This is a genomic window from Actinomyces sp. ZJ308 (genome assembly GCF_011752065.1).
In the GTDB taxonomy this organism is placed as follows: domain Bacteria; phylum Actinomycetota; class Actinomycetes; order Actinomycetales; family Actinomycetaceae; genus Actinomyces.
On record NZ_JAAIJY010000008.1, the window covers coordinates 72,097 to 90,261 of the forward strand.

The window sequence follows — 18,165 nt, forward strand, 5'->3', positions numbered from 1 at the left end:
TCAGGACTCCAGCGCCTCCGCCGTCTCGAGCCACTGCTCCTCCAGCTCGGCATGAGCCGCCTGCGCGGCCACCAGCTCACGGCCGAGCTCGGCGAGCTCCCCCACCCGGGCCGGATCGGCCGAGGCCTCCTCCATGCGCACGTGCAGCGCGTCGACGGCCTGGGCCGAGCGCTCCATCCTCCGCTCGATGCGCCCCAGGGCCTTCCTGGCCTCATGGCGCCTGGCCCCGCTCGAGGCGCTGCGCTCGGCCCGGGGCCGATCCGCGGACTGCGTCGTCGAGCCCGCAGAGGCGGCCGTTCCGCCTCCAGCCGGTCCCGTGGCCTCGTGACGCAGCCGGAGGTACTGCTCCACCCCGCCGGGCAGGTCGCGCACGCCGCCGTCCCCCAGCAGGGCCACCTGGTGGTCGGTGACCCGTTCCAGGAGGTAGCGGTCGTGGGAGACGACGACGAGGGTTCCGGGGAAGGAGTCGAGGATGTCCTCGACGGCGGCCAGGGTGTCGGTGTCCAGGTCGTTGGTGGGCTCGTCGAGCAGGAGCACATTCGGCTCGGTCATGAGCAGGCGCAGGAGCTGGAGTCGGCGGCGCTCCCCGCCGCTGATCTCGCCGACCCGGGTCCAGGCGCGCTGGCGGGTGAAGCCGAGGCGCTCGACGAGCTGGGCGGCGGTCATCTCCTTGTCTCCGACGACGACCCTCTCCCCCACCATGGCCACGGCCTCGACGACGCGCAGGTCCGCGAGCGCGTCGAGCTCGTGGGTGGACTGGGACAGGGTGGCCACCTGAGCGGTCTTGCCGCGCGCGACGCGGCCGCCGGTGGGCAGCTGGACGCCTTCGAGCAGGCGCAGCAGGGTGGTCTTGCCGGCTCCGTTGACGCCGACGACGCCGACCCGCTCGCCCGGGGCGAGCCGCCAGGTGACGTGGCTCAGGACCTCGCGCTCGGCCGGGCCTCCGGCGGCGTCGGCCGGGCCGGTGGAGACCGGGTAGCGCACGGTGACGTCCTCCAGGTCGAGGACCTTCTTGCCCAGGCGGGCGGTGGCCATGGCGGTCAGGGCCACCGCGTCGCGCGGGGGCGGCACATCGGCGATGAGGGCCTCGGCGGCCTCGATGCGGAAGCGGGGCTTGGAGGTGCGGGCCGGGGCGCCGCGGCGCAGCCAGGCCAGCTCCTTGCGCAGGAGGTTCTCGCGCTTGACGGCCGACAGGGCGGCCTGGCGGGCGCGCTCGGCCCGGGCCAGGACGTAGGCGGCGTAGCCGCCGTCGTAGGTCTCGACGCGGCCGGCCACCTGGGGGCGCCCGCCGCCGGGGTCGACGCCGGGGACCACTTCCCACACGTTGGTGCAGATGGCGTCCAGGAACCAGCGGTCGTGGGTGACGGTGACCAGGGCTCCGGCGCCCCGTCCGCCGGAGCCGGAGAAGCGGGCCTGGAGGTGGCGGGCCAGCCAGTCCACGCCCTCGACGTCGAGGTGGTTGGTGGGCTCGTCGAGGATGACGACGTCGGCCCGCCGGGTGAGGACCGCGGCCAGGGCGACGCGGCGGCGCTGGCCGCCGGAGAGGGTGGTGACGTCGGCGTCGAGGTCGAGATCGGCGATGAGTCCGGCGTGGATGTCGCGCACGGCCGGATCGGAGGCCCACTCGTGCTCGGGGGCCTCGCCGTGGATCGCGGTGCGCACGGTGGCGTCGGGTGGCAGGTCGTCGGCCTGGCTGAGGACGGCCACGCTCACGCCGCCGGTGCGGGTGACGCGCCCGCCGTCGGGCTCGCGCCGACCGGCCAGGGCCGCCAGGAAGGTCGACTTGCCGGCGCCGTTGGGGCCCAGGACCCCCACCCGGGTGCCGTCCTCGAGCCCCAGGGTGACGTCGTCCAGGAGCAGGCGCGAGCCCACGGTCAGGCGCAGGTTCTCCACGCCGAGCAGGTGCGCCATCAGCCCACCACCCGGGCCCCGGCCACGGGGGCGTCGGCACGCAGGACGTCGGCGACCAGTCCTGAGGCCGTCAGGGCGCGCGAGACCCGCTGGGCGCTGCCGGGGTCCTCGACCAGGGCGGCGATGGTGGGGCCGGATCCGGAGACGATGGCGCGCAGGGCCCCGGCCTTCTCGGCCACGGCGATGACCCGGGCCAGCTCGGGGCGCAGGTCGAGGGCGGCGGTCTGGAGGTCGTTGTGCAGGGATGCGGCCAGGGCGCGGGCGTCGCCGGCGCGCAGGGCGGCGGTGAGGGCCTCTGGCACGTCTCGCACGGCGGGCCCGCCACCGGAGCCGGCTGCGCCGGCACCGACCAGCTGATCGAAGCGGCGGAAGACCGCCGGCGTGGACAGACCCTCCTGGGCCAGGGCGAAGACCCAGTGGTAGGAGCCCCGGGTCATGATCGGGGTGACGAGGTCGCCGCGGCCGCTTCCGACGGCGGTGGCCCCGGTCAGGGGGAAGGGCACGTCGGCCCCGAGGTCGGCGGCCAGGGCGGAGAGCTCGGGCAGGGAGAGGTTCGTGCCCCACAGGGCGTTGCAGGCCACGAGGGTGGCGGCGGCGTCGGCCGAGCCGCCGGCCATGCCTCCGGCGACGGGGACGCGCTTGCGCAGGAGGAGGTCGACGCCCTCGCTGACTCCGGTGGTCTCGGCCAGGAGCGCGGCGGCCCGCACGGCCAGGTTGGAGGCGTCGGTGGGGACGTCGGCGTCGGGCTCCTCGAGGGTGAGGGTGACGGCGCCGTGGTCGCGCGCGGACTGGCGACGAGCGGTGACGGTCTCGATGAGGCGCACCGCCTGGAACACCGTGATGAGCGGGTGGTAGCCGTCGGGGCCGGGAGCGCCTGCGGACAGGAAGAGGTTGACCTTGCCGGGGGCCTCGACGCGCACGGAGCTGGCCGAGCCGCTGCGGGGCGGCGGCATCGAGGGATCGCGGGGACCGGTGGGACCGCCGGGAACGGCGCGCAGATGACTCATGACTGCTCCTGTGAGGTGGCGGGAGGCGTTGGCGCGGCGGTCTCATCGGCGTCGATGGGGTGCAGCGCCTCGGCCAGGGCGGCGAAGGCGGTGATGTCGAGGGTCTCGCCGCGCCGCGCCGGGTCGATGCCGGCGGCGCGCAGGGCGGCCTCGGCGGCGTCGGCCCCTCCGGCGAGCCTGGCCAGGGCCCGGCGCAGGGTCTTGCGCCGCTGGGCGAAGGCGGCGTCGACGACGGCGAAGACCTGCTCCCGGGTGGCTCGTGTGACCGGGGGCCGACGGCGGACGAGCTCGACGAGGGCGGAGTCGACGTTGGGCACGGGCCAGAAGACGTGCCGGGAGATGGTCAGGGTGCGGCGGGCGGCGGTGTACCAGGCGGCCTTGACGCTGGGGACGCCGTAGGTGCGCGAGCCGGGCGCGGCGGCGAGGCGGTCGGCGACCTCGGCCTGGACCATGACGGTGACGGTCTCCAGGCCGGGCAGGGCCTCCAGGACGGTGAGCAGGACCGGGACGGCCACGTTGTAGGGCAGGTTCGCCACGAGGCGGGTGGGCGACTGCGCCCCGGCACCGCCCAGGGACTCGGGGCCGGTGATGCTCAGCGCGTCGGCCTCGATGACGCTGAGTCGACCGGCGGCCCGGGGCATGCGGTCGGCGACGGTGACGGGCAGGGCCCGGGCCAGGACGGGATCGATCTCGACGGCGATGACTCGCGCCCCGGCCTCCAGGAGGGCCAGGGTCAGGGAGCCCAGGCCCGGACCGATCTCCAGGACGGTGTCATCGGGGCGTACGCCCGCGCTGGAGACGATGCGACGCACGGTGCCGGCGTCGTGGACGAAGTTCTGCCCCAGGGTCTTGGTGGGGCGGATGCCCAGCGCCTGGGACAGTCCCCGGACCTCGGTGGGGCCCAGGAGACCGGCGGCCCGAGAGCCCATCGATGCCTCGAGCTCCTGAGGCTCGTGAGGATCCTCCTGCTGGAGGGGATCACAGGCGGGGTCGGATGAGGCCTCAGCGGCGGCCTCGCGGGCTCCTGCAGGGTCAGGTCCGTCCGTGCGGGCGGCTCCTGCCGGGGGCACCTGTGCATCGGGTACCGGCGACGTCATGGGGACACAGTAACCGGCGTCCGCCTGTTGTCACTGTGAGATATCTGGGAACATGCCGCATGCTCTCTGACGACTGGGGCCCCACGAACCGCGTGCGGCCGAGGGGCCCAGGGGCCTGCTCACGGGCGGTGGTGTCGCCTCGCAGCTGCCGCCCGGGGCCTCCTGGCCGCTCAGCCCAGGCCGAGCTTGTCGGAGCAGCCGGGCCACTGCCCCCAGCCGGCCTTGGCCTGAAGCTTCTTGGCCATCTCGGTCTGGGTGGCGGCGTCGGCCTCGTGGGGGTAGCCGGTTCCGCCCAGGGACCGCCAGGTCTCCAGGGTGAACTGGTACATGCCGTAGAAGCCGTTGCCGGTGTTGGTTCTCGGGTTGCCGCCGGACTCGCACTGGGCGAGCTTGGCCCAGACGTCGTCGCCGACCTCGCTCTGGCTGCCGTTGCTACCGCCGGATGCGGAACCGCCGGAGTCGCCAGAGCCGCTGGAGCCGCCGGAGGACTCCGACGGCGCCGGGGCGGCGGGCGGCTGCGCCTGGGGCTGGGACTGCTCCTGCTTCTTGGCGGCGCCGGTGCCCACGAGGACGACCTCATCCACCTTCTGGGTGACGACGACCTGCGCGATCGGGGTACGGGAGACCTCCTTGCCGTCAACGGTGGTGATCTCGTAGGTGGTGCGCACGACGCCGTCGACTCCCGGGGTGGCCACCTTGGTCTCGCCCTGGGGCAGGTCACTGCTCTCCTGCTGGGTGGAGCCGTGGGGGTCGGTGGTGTCAACCGTCTCGGTGGTGAGCGTCGAGGTGCTCGGTGCGACTGTGACTCCGCTGCGGCCGCCCTCGGCGCCGAGGGCGTCGATGCGCTGGCTCGCCGCGTCGGCATCGGTTGTCCGACCGTGCTCACCGACGCGCACGGCGGCGTAGGCGCCGCCGGAGACGGCGATCGACAGGGCCAGCGCCGCCAGGCCGGCGCGCAGCGCCATGGTGCGCGTGCTTCTGCGCTCCTGGGCCACCTCCTGCGGCACCGGTGAGTCCGGATTATCGGGCAGGGCGTGGCGATGGGTGGTGGGAGTCACGGGGAGACGTCCTTCCGATCGACGGCGGGTGCCACGGTAGTGGAATGACGAAGGTCCTGACAATAAGCCATCTCACTCCTATGTGAGACGCCTCTCCCCTTCTATGTGCTCGACGGCGCCCGCTCCCCTCGAGGAGCGGGCGCCGTCAAAGGTGTGACAGGCGGGTGCCGGCCGGATGGGTCGGCAGGCCTGACCGGCTCAGTACCAGCCGACGGACTCGGAGTGGGCCCAGGCCGAGCAGGGGCTTCCGTAGCGGCCGGAGATGTAGCCCAGCCCCCAGGTGATCTGGGTGGTGGGGTTGGTGGCCCAGTCGTCGGCGACCTCGCCCATCTTGGTGCCGGGCAGCGCCTGGGGGATGCCGTAGGCGCCCGAGGAGGCGTTCTCGGCCTGGTAGTTCCAGCTGGACTCGCGGGTCCACAGGCTCTCCAGGCAGGAGAACTCGGAGTCCCCCCAGCCGTAGCCGCCCATCATGGACCGGGCGATGGCCTTGGCGCTCTCGGGGTCGGTTCCCGCGCCGGGGTCGGCGGCCGGGGCGGGCGTGCTGGGGGCGGAGCCCTCATTGCCCTGGGCGGCCTGGGCAGCGGCGGCGTCCGCGGCGGCCTGAGCGGCCGCGGCCTCCTGCTGAGCCTGCTGCGCACCGGTGCCCACGAGGACGACCTCATCCACCTTCTCGGTGACGACCACCTGAGAGACCGGAGTGCGGGAGATCTCCTTACCGTCCTGGGTGGTGACCTCATAGGTGGTGCGCACCAGCCCGTCGACGCCGGGGGTCTCGACCTGGGTCTGCCCGGCGGGCAGGGCATCGCTCTCCTTCTGCACCGTGCCGTGAACCTGGGGCTCATCGACGGTGGTGGTGGAGATCTCCGCACTGGCGACCTTGCCGGAGCCGGGCGCCGGCGTCTCAGTGGCCTTGGACTGCCCGTCGGACTCACCGCCGATCAGGCCGAAGGAGCCGCCCGAGGAGGAGCGCCCCTCGTCATCTCCCGCGGAGATGGCCGCGTAGGCGGCACCGGAGACGGCCAGGGAGAAGGCGGCTGCGGCGCCCCCCGCCTTGAAGAGCATGGGGGTCAGCGCGGTCTTGGCCGGGCCTTCGGCGCGTCGGCGGCCGTGGACGCCGGAGGCGGTCCGCTTCCTGGTGGCCATGGAGCCGAGGCCGGAGAGTGTAGTACTCAGGGAGCTGGTCTGGGAGTGACGACCCACGATAGAACTTCCTTCGTTTGACGACTGCATGTCACCGTAACCGATGACCCAGGGGCGTGCCAATGCACCTGCTCACACCCCGGTGGCTTGTGACCGAAACCGTGCGAGGAGGCCCTGATCCCTCACTGTTCTCCACCTGAGACGACCCTGGAAGAATGATGGCAACCTGGGAACGGTTCGTCCGGACAAATCCAGTCCCTCCGGAGCTCGCGCAGTCTCTTTCCCAGGACCCTGATCGCGCAGGTCGACCCCCGCAGGACGTCAGGGACCGGTTCTCGCGTCCGGCCCCTCAGTGCCGTGCTCCCCAGCGCCCCATACCGCTCAGCACTCGCCGGCCCTCGCGGCCGACGGCGATCACCAGCTTCCGTAGACCGCCTCGGTGGTGGCCTGCAGGCGGTGGCAGAGCCGCTCCTCATCCAGCCCTCGCCGCTCGGCCAGGGAGCGGACCGTGTCGCCCAGGAGGTAGGAGGCGTTGGGGCGTCCGCGCCAGCGCTTGGGAGGAAGGTAGGGGGCGTCGGTCTCCACCAGGAGGAGCTCGTCGGGCAGGACGGCGACCGCCTCCCGCAGGGGGCGGTTGGCCGGGTAGGTGAGCGGGCCGGCGATCGAGGCGTACCAGCCGCGCTCGGCGCAGGCGGCCGCCAGCTCCGGACCGCCTGAGAAGCAGTGGAAGACGGTGCGCTCGGGGGCGCCGTCGGCCTTCAGCACCTCCACGCAGGCGCCGTGGGCGTCGCGGTCGTGAATCTGCAGGGGCAGGTCGAGCTCCTTGGCCAGGGCGATGTGGGCCCGGAAGGCCTCGCGCTGGGCGGCCGCCCCCTTTTCACCGGTGCGGAAGAAATCCAGTCCGCTCTCTCCGACGGCGACCACGACATCGGCGTTCGCCATGAGCGTCTCCTCCAGGCGAGCCATGACCGAGTCGAGCGGCTCGTCATGGTGCGCCTGAGCTCGGGGCTCGAGCCCGTCGGGGCCGGTCTCGCGCACCCCGGCGTGGAGAACGGCCTCGTTGGGGTGCACGGCCAGGGCCACGCGCACGCCCGGCAGCCGCCGGGCCAGGGACAGGCTCTCCTCCCAGGTGGTGACCTCGCAGGCGGAGGTCACCACGCGGGTGACGCCGACGGCGGCGGCGCGCTCGACCAGCTCGGCGGCACTCAGCGGCGCCTGGGATCCGGGGCCGCCGGCGTCCGCGGCGACCGGCAGGTGCGTGTGGTTGTCGGTGACCGGGGCCGCCAGTGGCGCGACGGCGTCGGCCGGCGGCCAGGAGCGGTCGCGCTTCCTGGGGCTCATGCATGCTCCTCAGGGGATGGGTGGGCACCGGGCGTCCGGCGCGCCACGGCGGAGGCAGCAGCGGGCACCGGGCTCAGGAGCCGGTGACGTCGTCGGGCACGGAGTCGGCGTAGCGGGCCAGCTCGGCCTCGACGATCGACTCGTCCAGCTTGGTGAACACCGGCGTCGGCTTGGCCACGGGCGTGCCGACGACGACCGGGTGGCGCTCCCAGGTGGGGACGCCCTCGTAGTCGCCGGTGATGATGGGGTAGCCGATGCGACCGTCGAAGGCCTCGGGCAGACGCTCGGGGTCGAGCTCGTCGACCTCCTCGATGCGGGGCATCGGGGCGATCTCGCCGCGCCCGCCCAGGACCCGGTCGACGTCGTTGGCGGCGTGCGGCAGGAAGGGCGAGAGCATGAGGTTGAGGTCGGCGACGACCTGGGCCAGCGTGTGCAGGACCGTGGCCAGGCGGGCCTGGGTGTCGGGGTCCTCGCCCTTGAGCTTGAAGGGCTGGGTGTCGGCCACGTACTTGTTGGCCTCACCGACCAGCCGCATGGCCTCGCCCAGGGCCGCCTTCTGACGGTGCTGGGCGATGAGGTCGCCCACGGAGGTGAAGCCGGCCTCGACGGCGTCGAGCAGGGCCCGGTCGATGTCCTGGAGCCGCCCCGGCTCGGGGATCTGTCCGAAGCGCTTGTGGATCATGGAGGCGGTGCGGTTGACGAGGTTGCCCCAGCCGGCCACGAGCTCGCCGTTGGTGCGCCGCACGAACTCCGCCCAGGTGAAGTCCGCGTCCGCGGTCTCCGGGCCGGCCGCGCAGATGAAGTAGCGCAGGGCGTCGGCCTGGTAGCGCTCGAGGAAGTCGCGCACGTAGATGACGATGCCGTGGGAGGAGGAGAACTTCCTGCCCTCCATGGTCAGGAACTCGCTGGAGACGACCTCGGTGGGCAGGTTGAGCACGCCCAGGCGGCCGGGCTCGCCACCGCGCTCGCCCTGGCCGTTGTAGCCCAGGAGCTCGGCGGGCCAGATCTGGGAGTGGAAGACGATGTTGTCCTTGCCCATGAAGTAGTAGGACAGGGCCTGCGGGTCGTTCCACCAGGCGCGCCAGGCCTCGGGGTCACCGCTGCGGCGCGCCCACTCCACGGAGGCCGACAGGTAGCCGATGACGGCGTCGAACCAGACGTAGAGGCGCTTGGTGGGCTGGTCCTCCCAGCCGGGCACCGGGATGCCCCAGTCGATGTCGCGGGTCATGGCGCGCGGACGGATGTCGCCCAGCAGGTTCTGGGAGAACTTGATGACGTTGGGCCGCCAGGTCCCGGAGGCCTCGCGCTCATCGAGCCAGGCCCCCAGGGCCTCGGCCAGGGCCGGCAGGTCCAGGAACCAGTGGGTGGTCTCGACGAACTCGGGGGTCTCGCCGTTGATCCGCGAGCGCGGGCTGATGAGGTCGGTGGGGTCGAGCTGGTTGCCGCAGGTGTCGCACTGGTCCCCGCGGGCGCCCTCGGCGCCGCAGATCGGGCAGGTGCCCTCGATGTAGCGGTCCGGAAGGGTGCGGCCGGTCGAGGGGGAGATCGCCGAGCGGGTCACCTGCTGGACCATGTAGCCGTTGTCCCGCACGGTGGTGAACATGTCCTGGACCACGTGGTAGTGGTTGCCGGCGGTGGTGCGGGTGAACAGGTCGTAGGACAGGCCCAGGGCCACGAGGTCCTCGACGATGAGGCGGTTGTTGCGGTCGGCGAGCTCGCGGGCGCTGACGCCCTCCTCGTCGGCGGCGACGAGGATGGGGGTGCCGTGCTCATCGGTGCCCGAGACCATGAGGACGTCGTGACCGGCCATGCGCATGTAGCGCGAGAAGACGTCTGAGGGAACACCGAAGCCGGCGACGTGGCCGATGTGACGCGGGCCGTTGGCGTACGGCCAGGCGACTGCGGACAGGATATGGGTCATGGGGTCACCCTATCCGGTTCCCGGCCGCTTCAGTCCCCACCGGTCTCATCGGCCGGCCCTGCCGCTCGCCATCCCACTCGATCCCGCTCGCCGCGCGGCAGAAGTGCTCAGGACCATGTCTCGTCCGCAGAGATCGGTTACCGGCTCACCCACAGTCTCGACCACAGTCTCAGCCACGGCCTGCGCCGTCTCGCCGGTACCCGGTAGTCTGTCCCGAGTCATGCAGTACCCGCTCGACGCTCGCCGTCTTGTCATGACCGAGCGGCGCACGTGATCATGACCTGTTCCCGTACGCCTCTGACATGGACACGATGGACCAGGAAGGCCAGTTATGTCCCAGTACCCCGGCTCCCCCTACCCCGGCTCCGCGCCCGACCCCCAGTACTCCGCGAGCTCAGCGGGCTGGCCGGCGAACGGTTACGACCCGGCCCTGGCCGGCGGCCAGCCTTCGCAGTACCCGTCGGCCGCGTCCTTCCAGGCGCCTCAGCCCGGCTACCCGGGAGCGGCGAGTCAGCCGGCACCGTCGAGGAGTCTCGCGGCTCCGACGGCCCTGGCGGCGGCGGGGCTCGCCATCTTCCTCATCGCCGTCATCGGCGGGATCGGCTCAGCGGTGACCCGCGGGCAGTTCAACGCCACGGTCACCAGCCTTCCGGATGACCAGGCCGCCGCGGTGGAGCTGGACAAGGGCAGCAGCTACGGGCTCTTCTACAGCGACGGCGACGACGCACCGGACTGCTCGGTCACCTCGCCCGACGGCGACGACGTCGCCACGAAGTCCAGCTCGTCGTCCACGACGGTCAAGGGCGGCAAGCTGTTCACGACCTTCTCCTCCAAGGAGTCGGGCTCCTACACCGTTGACTGCAACAACACCTCAGGCGTCTCCGTGGGAGAGATCGTCGCCCCGTCGTCGGCCAAGAGCACCTTGCTGTCACTGTTCGGGCTCGTCGGCTCGATCATCATCGCCGTCATCGGGATCGGCATGGGCGCCGGCGGCATGGCCTGGCGCTCCAGGCTGGCTGCCGCGGGAGCGACGCCCTCGCAGGCCGCGGCGGACGGATCGTTCAACGTGATGGCCGGCGACCCGATGGCCGGGGCGGCCCCCGGGGCCCCGGGCGTCTATACCCAGGGAGCCTGGCAGGCGGCCCAGCAGCCTCAGGGCGGGCAGTACGCGCAGCAGCCTCAGTACCAGCAGCCCGAGCCGGCCGCCCAGCAGGCCCCCTACGCCGCCTCGGCGGCCGGGGCGGGAGCACCCCAGTACCCGCAGACGGCTCCGACCGCGCAGTTCGGATGGTCGGGTCAGCAACCGGCTCAGCCGGAGCAGCCGTCGGTGTTCACGCAGCCCGTGCAGCAGCAGGGTCAGTACAACCAGCCCGGTCAGCCGGGCCAGCCCGGTCAGCCGGGATACAACCAGCCGGGCCAGTACAACGGCGGCTGGCCGGCGCAGTAGCGCCCCGCGCGGCCCAGGTGACACGACACGGGTGCCCTCGCCGACTCCTTGCTCGGCGAGGGCACCCGTGTGCTCATGGCCCCGGGGCGGGTTGCGGACGTCTGTCGGGCGCCGCGGACGCGCCTTAAGGCCTGTTATGAACAGTCTGTTGGGGGCTGCGGGTGCGTCTTAGGTCATGTTGCGACATGTGGGGCTGCGGCAAGGCACGTGACCCGTCGCGGTCGTACCTTAGGGCTCGCGTTCGAGGGGTAGAGGGTACGAACGCGCGACCTACCCTACGAACACGCGGACGCCTCATCGTGCTTTCGCAACAGGCCTTAGGGCCCGGCGGTCCGTGACGACGGTCCTCAGCGGGAGGGGACCAGCTCGATGCCGGCGGCGTGCATGTCTGCCCGTGCGGCTCGACCCAGCTCGGGGCTGACCGGCTCGGTCAGGTCGGTCAGGACCCGCACCCGGTAGCCCTGCCGGGCGGCGTCCAGGGCGGTGTCCTTGACGCAGTGGGACTCGGCCAGGCCGACGACGTCGACGGCCTCGATCCCGGCGGCGCGCAGGATGTCCGCCAGGGTGTCCCCGTCGTCGTCGACGCCTTCGAAACCGGAGTAGGCGGCGGCGTACTGCCCCTTCTTGACGGCGGCGTCGGCACCCAGGCCGTCCAGGGCGGGGTGCAGCTGGGCCTCGGGGGTGCCGGCCACCCCGTGGACGGGCCAGGTGTCGATGAAGTCGGGCTCGGGCGAGAAGTGCGCACCGGGGTCGATGTGCCAGTCCTGGGTGGTGACCACCAGGTCGTAGTCCTGCCTGCTGGAGGACAGGTGGGCGGCGATCCGCTCGGCGACGGCGTTGCCGCCGGCCACGGCCAGGGCACCTCCCTCGCAGAAGGTGGGTTGGACGTCGACGACGATGAGGGCCCGGCGAGCGCGGGCACCCGGGCCGGTGGGCTGCTCGTTGCTCATGACCCGACCATAGCCGGGCCTGCCGCGTCAGGGGCCGTGGTCGCCGAATCCCGGTTCAGGCGGTGGTCTCGCGCAGCTCCAGGGCGGCGCGGTAGACCTCATTGGGGCGCAGGCCGGCCTTGCCGGCCGCCTGGGCGGCCGCGGCCTTGAGACGCATACCGGTCCCGGCCAGTGCCAGGGCCTCGCGCGCGGCGTCCTGCGGGCCGGCGGTGACGGGCTCGGCGCCGGCGACGACGAGGACCACCTCTCCCAGGACGCCGTCGGCGGTGGACCGGGCGAGCTCGGCCAACGGGGCTCGTCGCACCTCCTCATGGGTCTTCGTCAGCTCCCGGCACAGCGCCGCCGGGCGCCCATCGCCGAGGACCTCGGCCATGGCGGTCAAGGAGTCGTGGACGCGACGGGGCGACTCCAGGAAGATCATGGTGCGCTCCTGGGTGGCCAGTGACTCCAGGGCCCGACGCCGCTCCCCCGGCTTGCGGGGCAGGAAGCCCTCGAAGCAGAAGCGGTCGGAGGCCAGGCCGGACAGGGCCAGGGCGGTCAGGACCGCGGACGGCCCCGGGGCGACGGTGACGGGCACCCGGGCACTGACGGCGGCCTGGACGAGCCGGTAGCCGGGGTCGGAGACCGACGGCATGCCGGCGTCGGAGACGACCAGGACGCGCCGGCCGGCGCGGGCCGCCTCAAGCAGCTCGGGGGCGCGGTCGCGCTCGTTGTGCTCGTGGAGGGCGATGATGCGCCCGTGGGGCTCGACGTCGAGACGTTGGGCCAGGGCGCGCAGCCGGCGGGTGTCCTCGGCGGCGATGAGGTCGGCCTGCTCCAGGCCGCGGCGCAGCCGCCGGGAGCCGTCGGAGGCGTTGCCGATCGGGGTGGCGGCCAGGGTGATGGTGCCACGGCGCAGGTCAGGGCTGTGGGCGACGAGCGCGCCGGCCGTGTCGGCCGTGTCGACCATGTCGGCAGCAGGGTCGGTGATGCCGTTGCCGTCGGCCTGGCCGCCCTGGTCGGGCTCGCCATCACGGCCGTCCCCGACGGCGGAGTGCTCTGCGGGCGGAAGGCTCTCAGTCATAGGACACAGTATGTCGCTGCGACCTTGATGGCGCCGCCGCCTAGACTCGGGGCGTGACGACTCCGAGCGCGCTGTCTCCCGAACAGTCCCCCGAGCAGTCCCGTGACGGTTCCGCGGACCCGTCCACGGAGCAGGAACCAGGACAGGAATCCGCCCCGGCTGAGGCCGAGGCGCCGGGTACCGGGCCGGCCGACGCCGCCGGCGGGACCAGCAGCGCCGTCGGCACACGGGACGGCGAGACCGGCAGCGGCATCGGTCGTCAGGGGCGCACCGAGAACGAGCTGCGCACCCTGCTCGGGCTCGGTCCGGCGGGCTGGGTCATGCCCCGCGCCGTGAGGGTGCGCGGTTGGGTCGCCACCGGCGTCGTCGGCGTCATCGCCGCCCTGCTGCGCCTCATCGGGCTGAGCCATCCGAAGACGCTCATGTTCGATGAGATCTACTACGTCAAGGACGCCTACGCCCTGTGGCACCTGGGCTATGAGGCGAACTGGGCGACGAACTCCGATGCGGCCTTCGCCTCCGGGGACTTCTCCGGCATGTCCACCCAGGCCGCCTACGTCGTCCATCCTCAGCTGGGCAAGTGGCTCATCGGTGCCGGGATGGATCTCTTCGGGCCGTCATCGTCCTTCGGCTGGCGCTTCATGCCGGCCGTCGCCGGGATCCTCACGGTCATGCTGCTGACGCGTCTGACGATGCGCCTGACCCGCTCCCCGTTGCTGGCGGGCCTGGCCGGCCTGCTCCTGGCGATCGACGGCGTGGCGCTGACCGAGTCCCGCATCGGCCTGCTGGACGTGTTCATCGGGTTCTTCGCCACCTTGTCCCTGTACTTCCTGGTGCGTGACCGGGAGTGGTCGCGGGCGAGGCTGGCCCGCAGGATGGCGTGGACGAGTCCCGGGGCGAGGCCGCCGCACGCCACGATCCGCCCCTGGCTGCTGGCCACCGGCGTCGCCCTGGGGCTGACCTGCTCCATCAAGTGGTCGGGGCTCTACCTCGTCGCGGTCGTCGGCGTCGCCGTCGTCGTGTGGGACACCCTGGCGCTGCGACGAGTGGGAGCGCGGGCCTGGTTCCTGGAGGGCACGGTCGCCCAAGGCGTGAGCGACTTCTTCCAGACGGTGCCTGTGGCTGCCGCTGTCTACGTCGGGTGCTGGTGGTCCTGGTTCATCCACCCCCGCGCCTACAAGCACGGGTGGGCGCTTGAGCAGATCGAGAATCACCAGCCGGTGCCCTTCCCCTCCCTGCCCCACAGCATCAACGACTTCATCGCCTACCACCAGCAGATGTACGAGTTCCACGTCGGCCTGGCCTCGCCGCACACCTACCAGTCGAAGCCCTACGGCTGGCTGTTCCAGACGCGGCCTACCTCCTTCTTCTGGGAGGACAAGGCCCAGGTACCGCAGACCTGCTGGGGCGGGGACTGCATCCAGGCGATCACCTCGATCGGCAATATCGTCATCTGGTGGTCCGCCGTGGTGGCGCTGGCGGCCATCGTCATCATCGGGGTCAAGAACCGCGACTGGCGGGTGTGGGTACCGCTCATCGGCTACCTGGGCCTGTACGTGCCGTGGTTCCAGTACCGGGACCGGACGATCTTCACCTTCTACACGGTGGCCTTCGTCCCCTGCGTCGTGCTCGTCCTCGTGCTGGCGCTGGGCATGGCTGCGGGCCTGGTGCCGCCGCTGCCGGGGTCCAAGGCGGCCCGGGCGCAGGTGGCGGCTCTGAGGAACGGGCAGATCGGTGCGGGCATTCGGCCCTGGCGCGGTGTGGGCGCCAGGTTCCTGGGCTTCGGTCCGCAGTTCGGGCGCACGCCGGTGTGGACTCCGCCGGTGGTGGAGACCGACCCGGGCATGTACCGCATCAGCGCGGAGACCCACGACGACGCAGCCGAGGGCGAGGCCGGTGCGCCCACCGGCCTGGCCGGCGCCGGCTCCCGAGCTGACGGGGCCGACCGGGCCGACCGGGCCGACACAGCGGAGGACCTGGCCGCGGCGGAGCTGACGGGGTATCTCGCACCGACAGCGTCGACGATCTCCGCGGCCCGCACCGCACCCGACCTCTCCGACGACGACCTGGAGGGAACCGGCCGACGCAGCCGGTGGACGGCGCTGGCGAGCTGGACGTCGGCACCCACGTGGCAGATCCGCAGTGAGGGCATCTCCCTCATCATCGTGGTCATGGCCCTGGCCTGCGCCGCCGCCGCCTTCTGGTGGCCGATCTGGACCGGGCAGAACGTCTCACGCACCTTCTGGCTCTACCACATGTTCCTGTCGTCCTGGATCTGAGGACGGCATCAGGAAGAGGCGATGACGGTGAAGTGCTGGTCGCCGCCGGGGTGCTCCAGCTCGTCGACGACGGCGCGGGCGAGGTCCTCGGGGCTGATCCGGGAGACGCCCTGATCGTCGACGAGAAGCGTTGTGGTTCCGCGCCTGTAGGAACCGGTGCTGGTTCCCGGTCCGAAGAGCGCCGGAGGACTGAGATAGACCCACCCCCGGTACTCATGGTCCCGGCAGGCGCGGAGCTGCTCGAGGCTCGCCCGCGCCACCTCTCGCCATGCGGGCGGTACGACGGTCGGGTCGTCAATGACCAGGGTGCCGGGATGCGCGGGAGATCGCAGCGGAGCGGCACCCCCGACGATGAGCAGCGGAGTCTCGCTTCTTGAGGCGGCGTCCAGGACCCCTCTTGTCATGCCCGCCAGGTCGCCCTCCTGGCCTGCAGGCGGACGGATGGCGACAACGGCGGCATCGCACTCCTCCAGGAGGCCCGCGACGCCGTCGACGTCGGTCACGTCGACCAGGTGGGAGGTGAGGCGGTTGCCGGTCTGGGGGCGCTGCTGCCGTGATACGGCGGTGACGTCGTGGCCGCGGCCGGCCGCCTCACTGACGACGGCGGCGCCGGCCATGCCGGTGGCTCCGAGGACGACGATTCTCATGAGTGGTCCTTTCGAAAGAAGGGGAAGGAGGACGGAGGGATCTGCCCCGCGGCCATGGCGCTCAGGGCCGTGGCGAATCCCAGGAGCTGGGCGGCGGTGAGCACCTCACCGGCCACGACGCGGCCGAGGAGAGCGGCCGTCAGCGGCGAGAGCAGGCCCAGTAGCGCCGTCGGCGTCACCGGTAGCCGGCGGACGCCTTCGAACCAGACGAGGTAGGCGACCAGTCCTCCCACGAGTCCGAGCCAGCTGTAGCCCGCCACCGCGGCGGTATCGATGTCTTGCGGAATCCCGTCGATGAGGAGTGCGGGGACGGCAAGGAGCAGCCCTGCAGCGGTCAGTTGCCAGCCCGTCAGACTGAGGGCGCCGACGCCGTCGGGCCTGCCCCACCGTTTGGTGAGCACGACCCCCAGCCCCATGGAGACGGCTCCACCGAGGCCCGCCGCCACGCCGAGGACGTCGAGCCGAGCCTGGGGTCCCAGCACCACGAGCGCCACACCGATGACGCCGATCACCGCCCACACCAGCCTTCGCGCCGATGGACTCTCCCCCAGGACGACGACGGCGAGGATGGCGACGATGATCGGCTGCGCGGCTCCGAGCGTCGCGGCCACACCGCCGGGCAGGCGCTGCGCGGCGACGAAGAGCAGCGGGAAGAAGCAGGCCATGTTGAGCGCGCCGAGTACGAGGCTCCTCCACCACCAGCCGCCTCGCGGCAGCCGTCGCGCGACCAGCAGCGCGAGAGCACCGGCGGGCAGCGTCCGCATGAAGGCAGCGAAGACCGGGTGGCCCGAGGGGAGCGCCTGGGTGGTGACCAGGTACGTCGTTCCCCACACAGTCGGCGCCAGGGCCGTCAGCACGATCCAGCCGGCACGATGGCGAGTGTCGGACTCCTCGGGCCGGTCAAGTCTCTTGATGTGGTGTAGAGGTCTTCGTGGAGTGTGGTTGTTAGTTGGTGAGGGAGGGGGCGTTGGGTAGGTTCCGGCTGCGGTTGAGGACGTCGAGGCTGAGGTAGCGGCGTCCTTCGGTCCACTCATCGGTCTGCTCTGCCAGGACGGCGCCAACCAGGCGGATAATGGCGTCTCTGTTGGGGAAGATACCTACTGAGTCGGTGCGGCGGCGGATCTCTCTGTTGAGGCGTTCTTGGGGGTTGTTGGACCAGATCTGTCTCCATACTTCGACAGGGAAGGCAGTGAAGGCCAGCAGGTCGGCTCGTGCGGCGTCGAGGTGGTCGGCAGCCTCGGGCAGGATCGTGTGGACGTAGTCCAGGAGGCGGTCGAACTGAGCCTCGACGGCTGCTGCGTCGGGCTGGTCGTAGACCGAGTGGAGCATGGCCTTGACAGCGGGCCACAGACTCTTGGGAACCACTGTCATCAGGTTGGCGGCGTAGTGGGTGCGACAGCGCTGCCAGGTCGCTCCGGGCAGGTTCGCGGCGATGGCCTCAACCAGGCCCGTGTGGGCGTCAGAGGTGACAAGCCGTACCCCCGTAAGCCCCCGGGCCACCAGGTCGGCGAGCAGCCCGTTCCAGGCCGCCGAGCTCTCGGTGGTGGCTACCCGCAGTCCTAGGACCTCGCGATGTCCGTCAGCGTTGACCCCTGTAGCGGTCAGGACCACCGCGCTGACCACGCGACCACCTTCGCGGACCTTCATGGTCAGGGCGTCGGCCGCCACGAAGGTGAATGGGCCTGCATCGCCCAGGGGCCGGTTGCGGAAGGAGGCGACCTGCTCGTCGAGCTCGGCCGCCATACGTGAGACCTGTGACTTCGACAGCGAGTTGATGCCCAAAGTACCTATCAGCTTGTCCATGCGCCGTGTGGAGACCCCGGCCAGGTAGGCGTCGGCAACCACTGTGATCAGCGCCGACTCCGCCCGTTTGCGGCGCTCAAGCAGCCAGTCGGGGAAGTACGAGCCGGTGCGCAGCTTGGGGACAGCCACGTCAATCGTGCCGACCCGGGTGTCCAGGTCCCGGTGCCGGTAGCCATTGCGCTGAGCCCGGCGCTCGGGCTGGCCTGACCGTACTCGGCACCGCACACCGCGTCAGCCTCGGCGCTCAGCAAGGAGTTGATCACCGTCTGCAGCAGGCTACGCATCAGGTCCGGGGAGGCCTGAGAAAGAGCCTCGCCAAGAAGGCGCTCAGGGTCGACAATATGAGGAGCGGTCTGGAGTGCGTGGTGTTTCTCGGACAGGGGGAGTTTTTCTTCCCGTGAGTCGATAGGATGGAGACCATGCCAGCAGCGAAATACTCAGAGGAGTTCAAGGCCCAGGTCGTGCGTGAGGTCATTGAGAAGGACCGCACGATCGCCTCGG

General features: G+C 71.7%; 13 protein-coding genes and 1 pseudogene. 2 read left to right on the top strand and 12 right to left on the bottom strand.

The genetic code is table 11. The features are described from left to right. The 7 genes from HCR68_RS05565 to metG all read right to left on the bottom strand — a co-directional run bounded on the left by HCR68_RS05565 (position 1) and on the right by metG (position 9,475). Positions 1-1,911 (bottom strand): ABC-F family ATP-binding cassette domain-containing protein, encoded by a 1,911-nt coding sequence (locus HCR68_RS05565; protein ID WP_167147298.1) that lies wholly within the window; start codon positions 1,909-1,911, stop codon positions 1-3. Then, a complete protein-coding gene (locus tag HCR68_RS05570; protein ID WP_167147302.1) occupies positions 1,911-2,918 on the bottom strand; it encodes a 4-(cytidine 5'-diphospho)-2-C-methyl-D-erythritol kinase in 1,008 nt (335 codons plus the stop codon). The genes HCR68_RS05565 and HCR68_RS05570 overlap by 1 nt, the downstream gene beginning before the upstream one ends. Then, positions 2,915-4,015: a 16S rRNA (adenine(1518)-N(6)/adenine(1519)-N(6))-dimethyltransferase RsmA gene (rsmA, locus tag HCR68_RS05575; RefSeq protein WP_167147305.1), complete on the bottom strand. Its 1,101-nt coding sequence runs from the start codon at positions 4,013-4,015 to the stop codon at positions 2,915-2,917. The genes HCR68_RS05570 and rsmA overlap by 4 nt, the downstream gene beginning before the upstream one ends. A gap of 170 nt (positions 4,016-4,185) precedes the next feature. Then, positions 4,186-5,073, bottom strand: a complete 888-nt coding sequence (locus tag HCR68_RS05580; RefSeq protein ID WP_167147308.1) for a resuscitation-promoting factor — start codon at positions 5,071-5,073, stop codon at positions 4,186-4,188. A 198-nt stretch (positions 5,074-5,271) separates the two neighbouring features. After that, positions 5,272-6,273 (bottom strand): G5 domain-containing protein, encoded by a 1,002-nt coding sequence (locus tag HCR68_RS05585; RefSeq protein WP_167147312.1) that lies wholly within the window; start codon positions 6,271-6,273, stop codon positions 5,272-5,274. A gap of 354 nt (positions 6,274-6,627) precedes the next feature. Next, complete coding sequence (locus HCR68_RS05590) at positions 6,628-7,554, bottom strand: TatD family hydrolase (protein ID WP_167147315.1); 927 nt, start codon at positions 7,552-7,554, stop codon at positions 6,628-6,630. Between the two features lie 73 nt (positions 7,555-7,627). Further along, positions 7,628-9,475 carry a methionine--tRNA ligase gene (gene metG, locus HCR68_RS05595; protein ID WP_167147318.1) on the bottom strand — a complete coding sequence of 616 codons (1,848 nt, stop codon included), beginning with the start codon at positions 9,473-9,475 and terminating at the stop codon, positions 7,628-7,630. A gap of 331 nt (positions 9,476-9,806) precedes the next feature. On the opposite strand from metG, the gene HCR68_RS05600 reads away from it, so the two are divergent. After that, the gene (locus HCR68_RS05600) at positions 9,807-10,922 is read left to right on the top strand and encodes a hypothetical protein (RefSeq protein WP_167147321.1); all 1,116 of its coding nucleotides are present in this window, start codon (positions 9,807-9,809) and stop codon (positions 10,920-10,922) included. Positions 10,923-11,269: 347 nt separating this feature from the next. Here the strand turns inward: HCR68_RS05600 and HCR68_RS05605 are convergent, their stop codons facing one another. After that, the gene (locus tag HCR68_RS05605; protein WP_167147324.1) at positions 11,270-11,872 is read right to left on the bottom strand and encodes an isochorismatase family protein; all 603 of its coding nucleotides are present in this window, start codon (positions 11,870-11,872) and stop codon (positions 11,270-11,272) included. 55 nt (positions 11,873-11,927) lie between these two features. Next, the gene (rsmI, locus tag HCR68_RS05610; RefSeq protein WP_243858954.1) at positions 11,928-12,821 is read right to left on the bottom strand and encodes a 16S rRNA (cytidine(1402)-2'-O)-methyltransferase; all 894 of its coding nucleotides are present in this window, start codon (positions 12,819-12,821) and stop codon (positions 11,928-11,930) included. Positions 12,822-12,988: 167 nt separating this feature from the next. Here rsmI and HCR68_RS05615 point away from each other — a divergent pair, with 167 nt between their 5' ends. Beyond that, on the top strand, positions 12,989-15,214 hold the full coding sequence (locus HCR68_RS05615; RefSeq protein ID WP_167147331.1) for a phospholipid carrier-dependent glycosyltransferase: 2,226 nt from the start codon (positions 12,989-12,991) through the stop codon (positions 15,212-15,214). Positions 15,215-15,222: 8 nt separating this feature from the next. Here HCR68_RS05615 and HCR68_RS05620 read toward each other — a convergent pair whose 3' ends face one another. The 3 genes and pseudogenes from HCR68_RS05620 to HCR68_RS05630 form a co-directional block, all read right to left on the bottom strand. Beyond that, the gene (locus tag HCR68_RS05620) at positions 15,223-15,861 is read right to left on the bottom strand and encodes an NAD(P)H-binding protein (protein ID WP_167147333.1); all 639 of its coding nucleotides are present in this window, start codon (positions 15,859-15,861) and stop codon (positions 15,223-15,225) included. Next, positions 15,858-16,718 (bottom strand): EamA family transporter, encoded by an 861-nt coding sequence (locus tag HCR68_RS05625; RefSeq protein ID WP_243858952.1) that lies wholly within the window; start codon positions 16,716-16,718, stop codon positions 15,858-15,860. The genes HCR68_RS05620 and HCR68_RS05625 overlap by 4 nt, the downstream gene beginning before the upstream one ends. Positions 16,719-16,806: 88 nt before the next feature. Continuing rightward, positions 16,807-18,044: pseudogene (locus HCR68_RS05630) on the bottom strand (IS256 family transposase). Between the last annotated feature and the right edge of the window lie 121 nt (positions 18,045-18,165).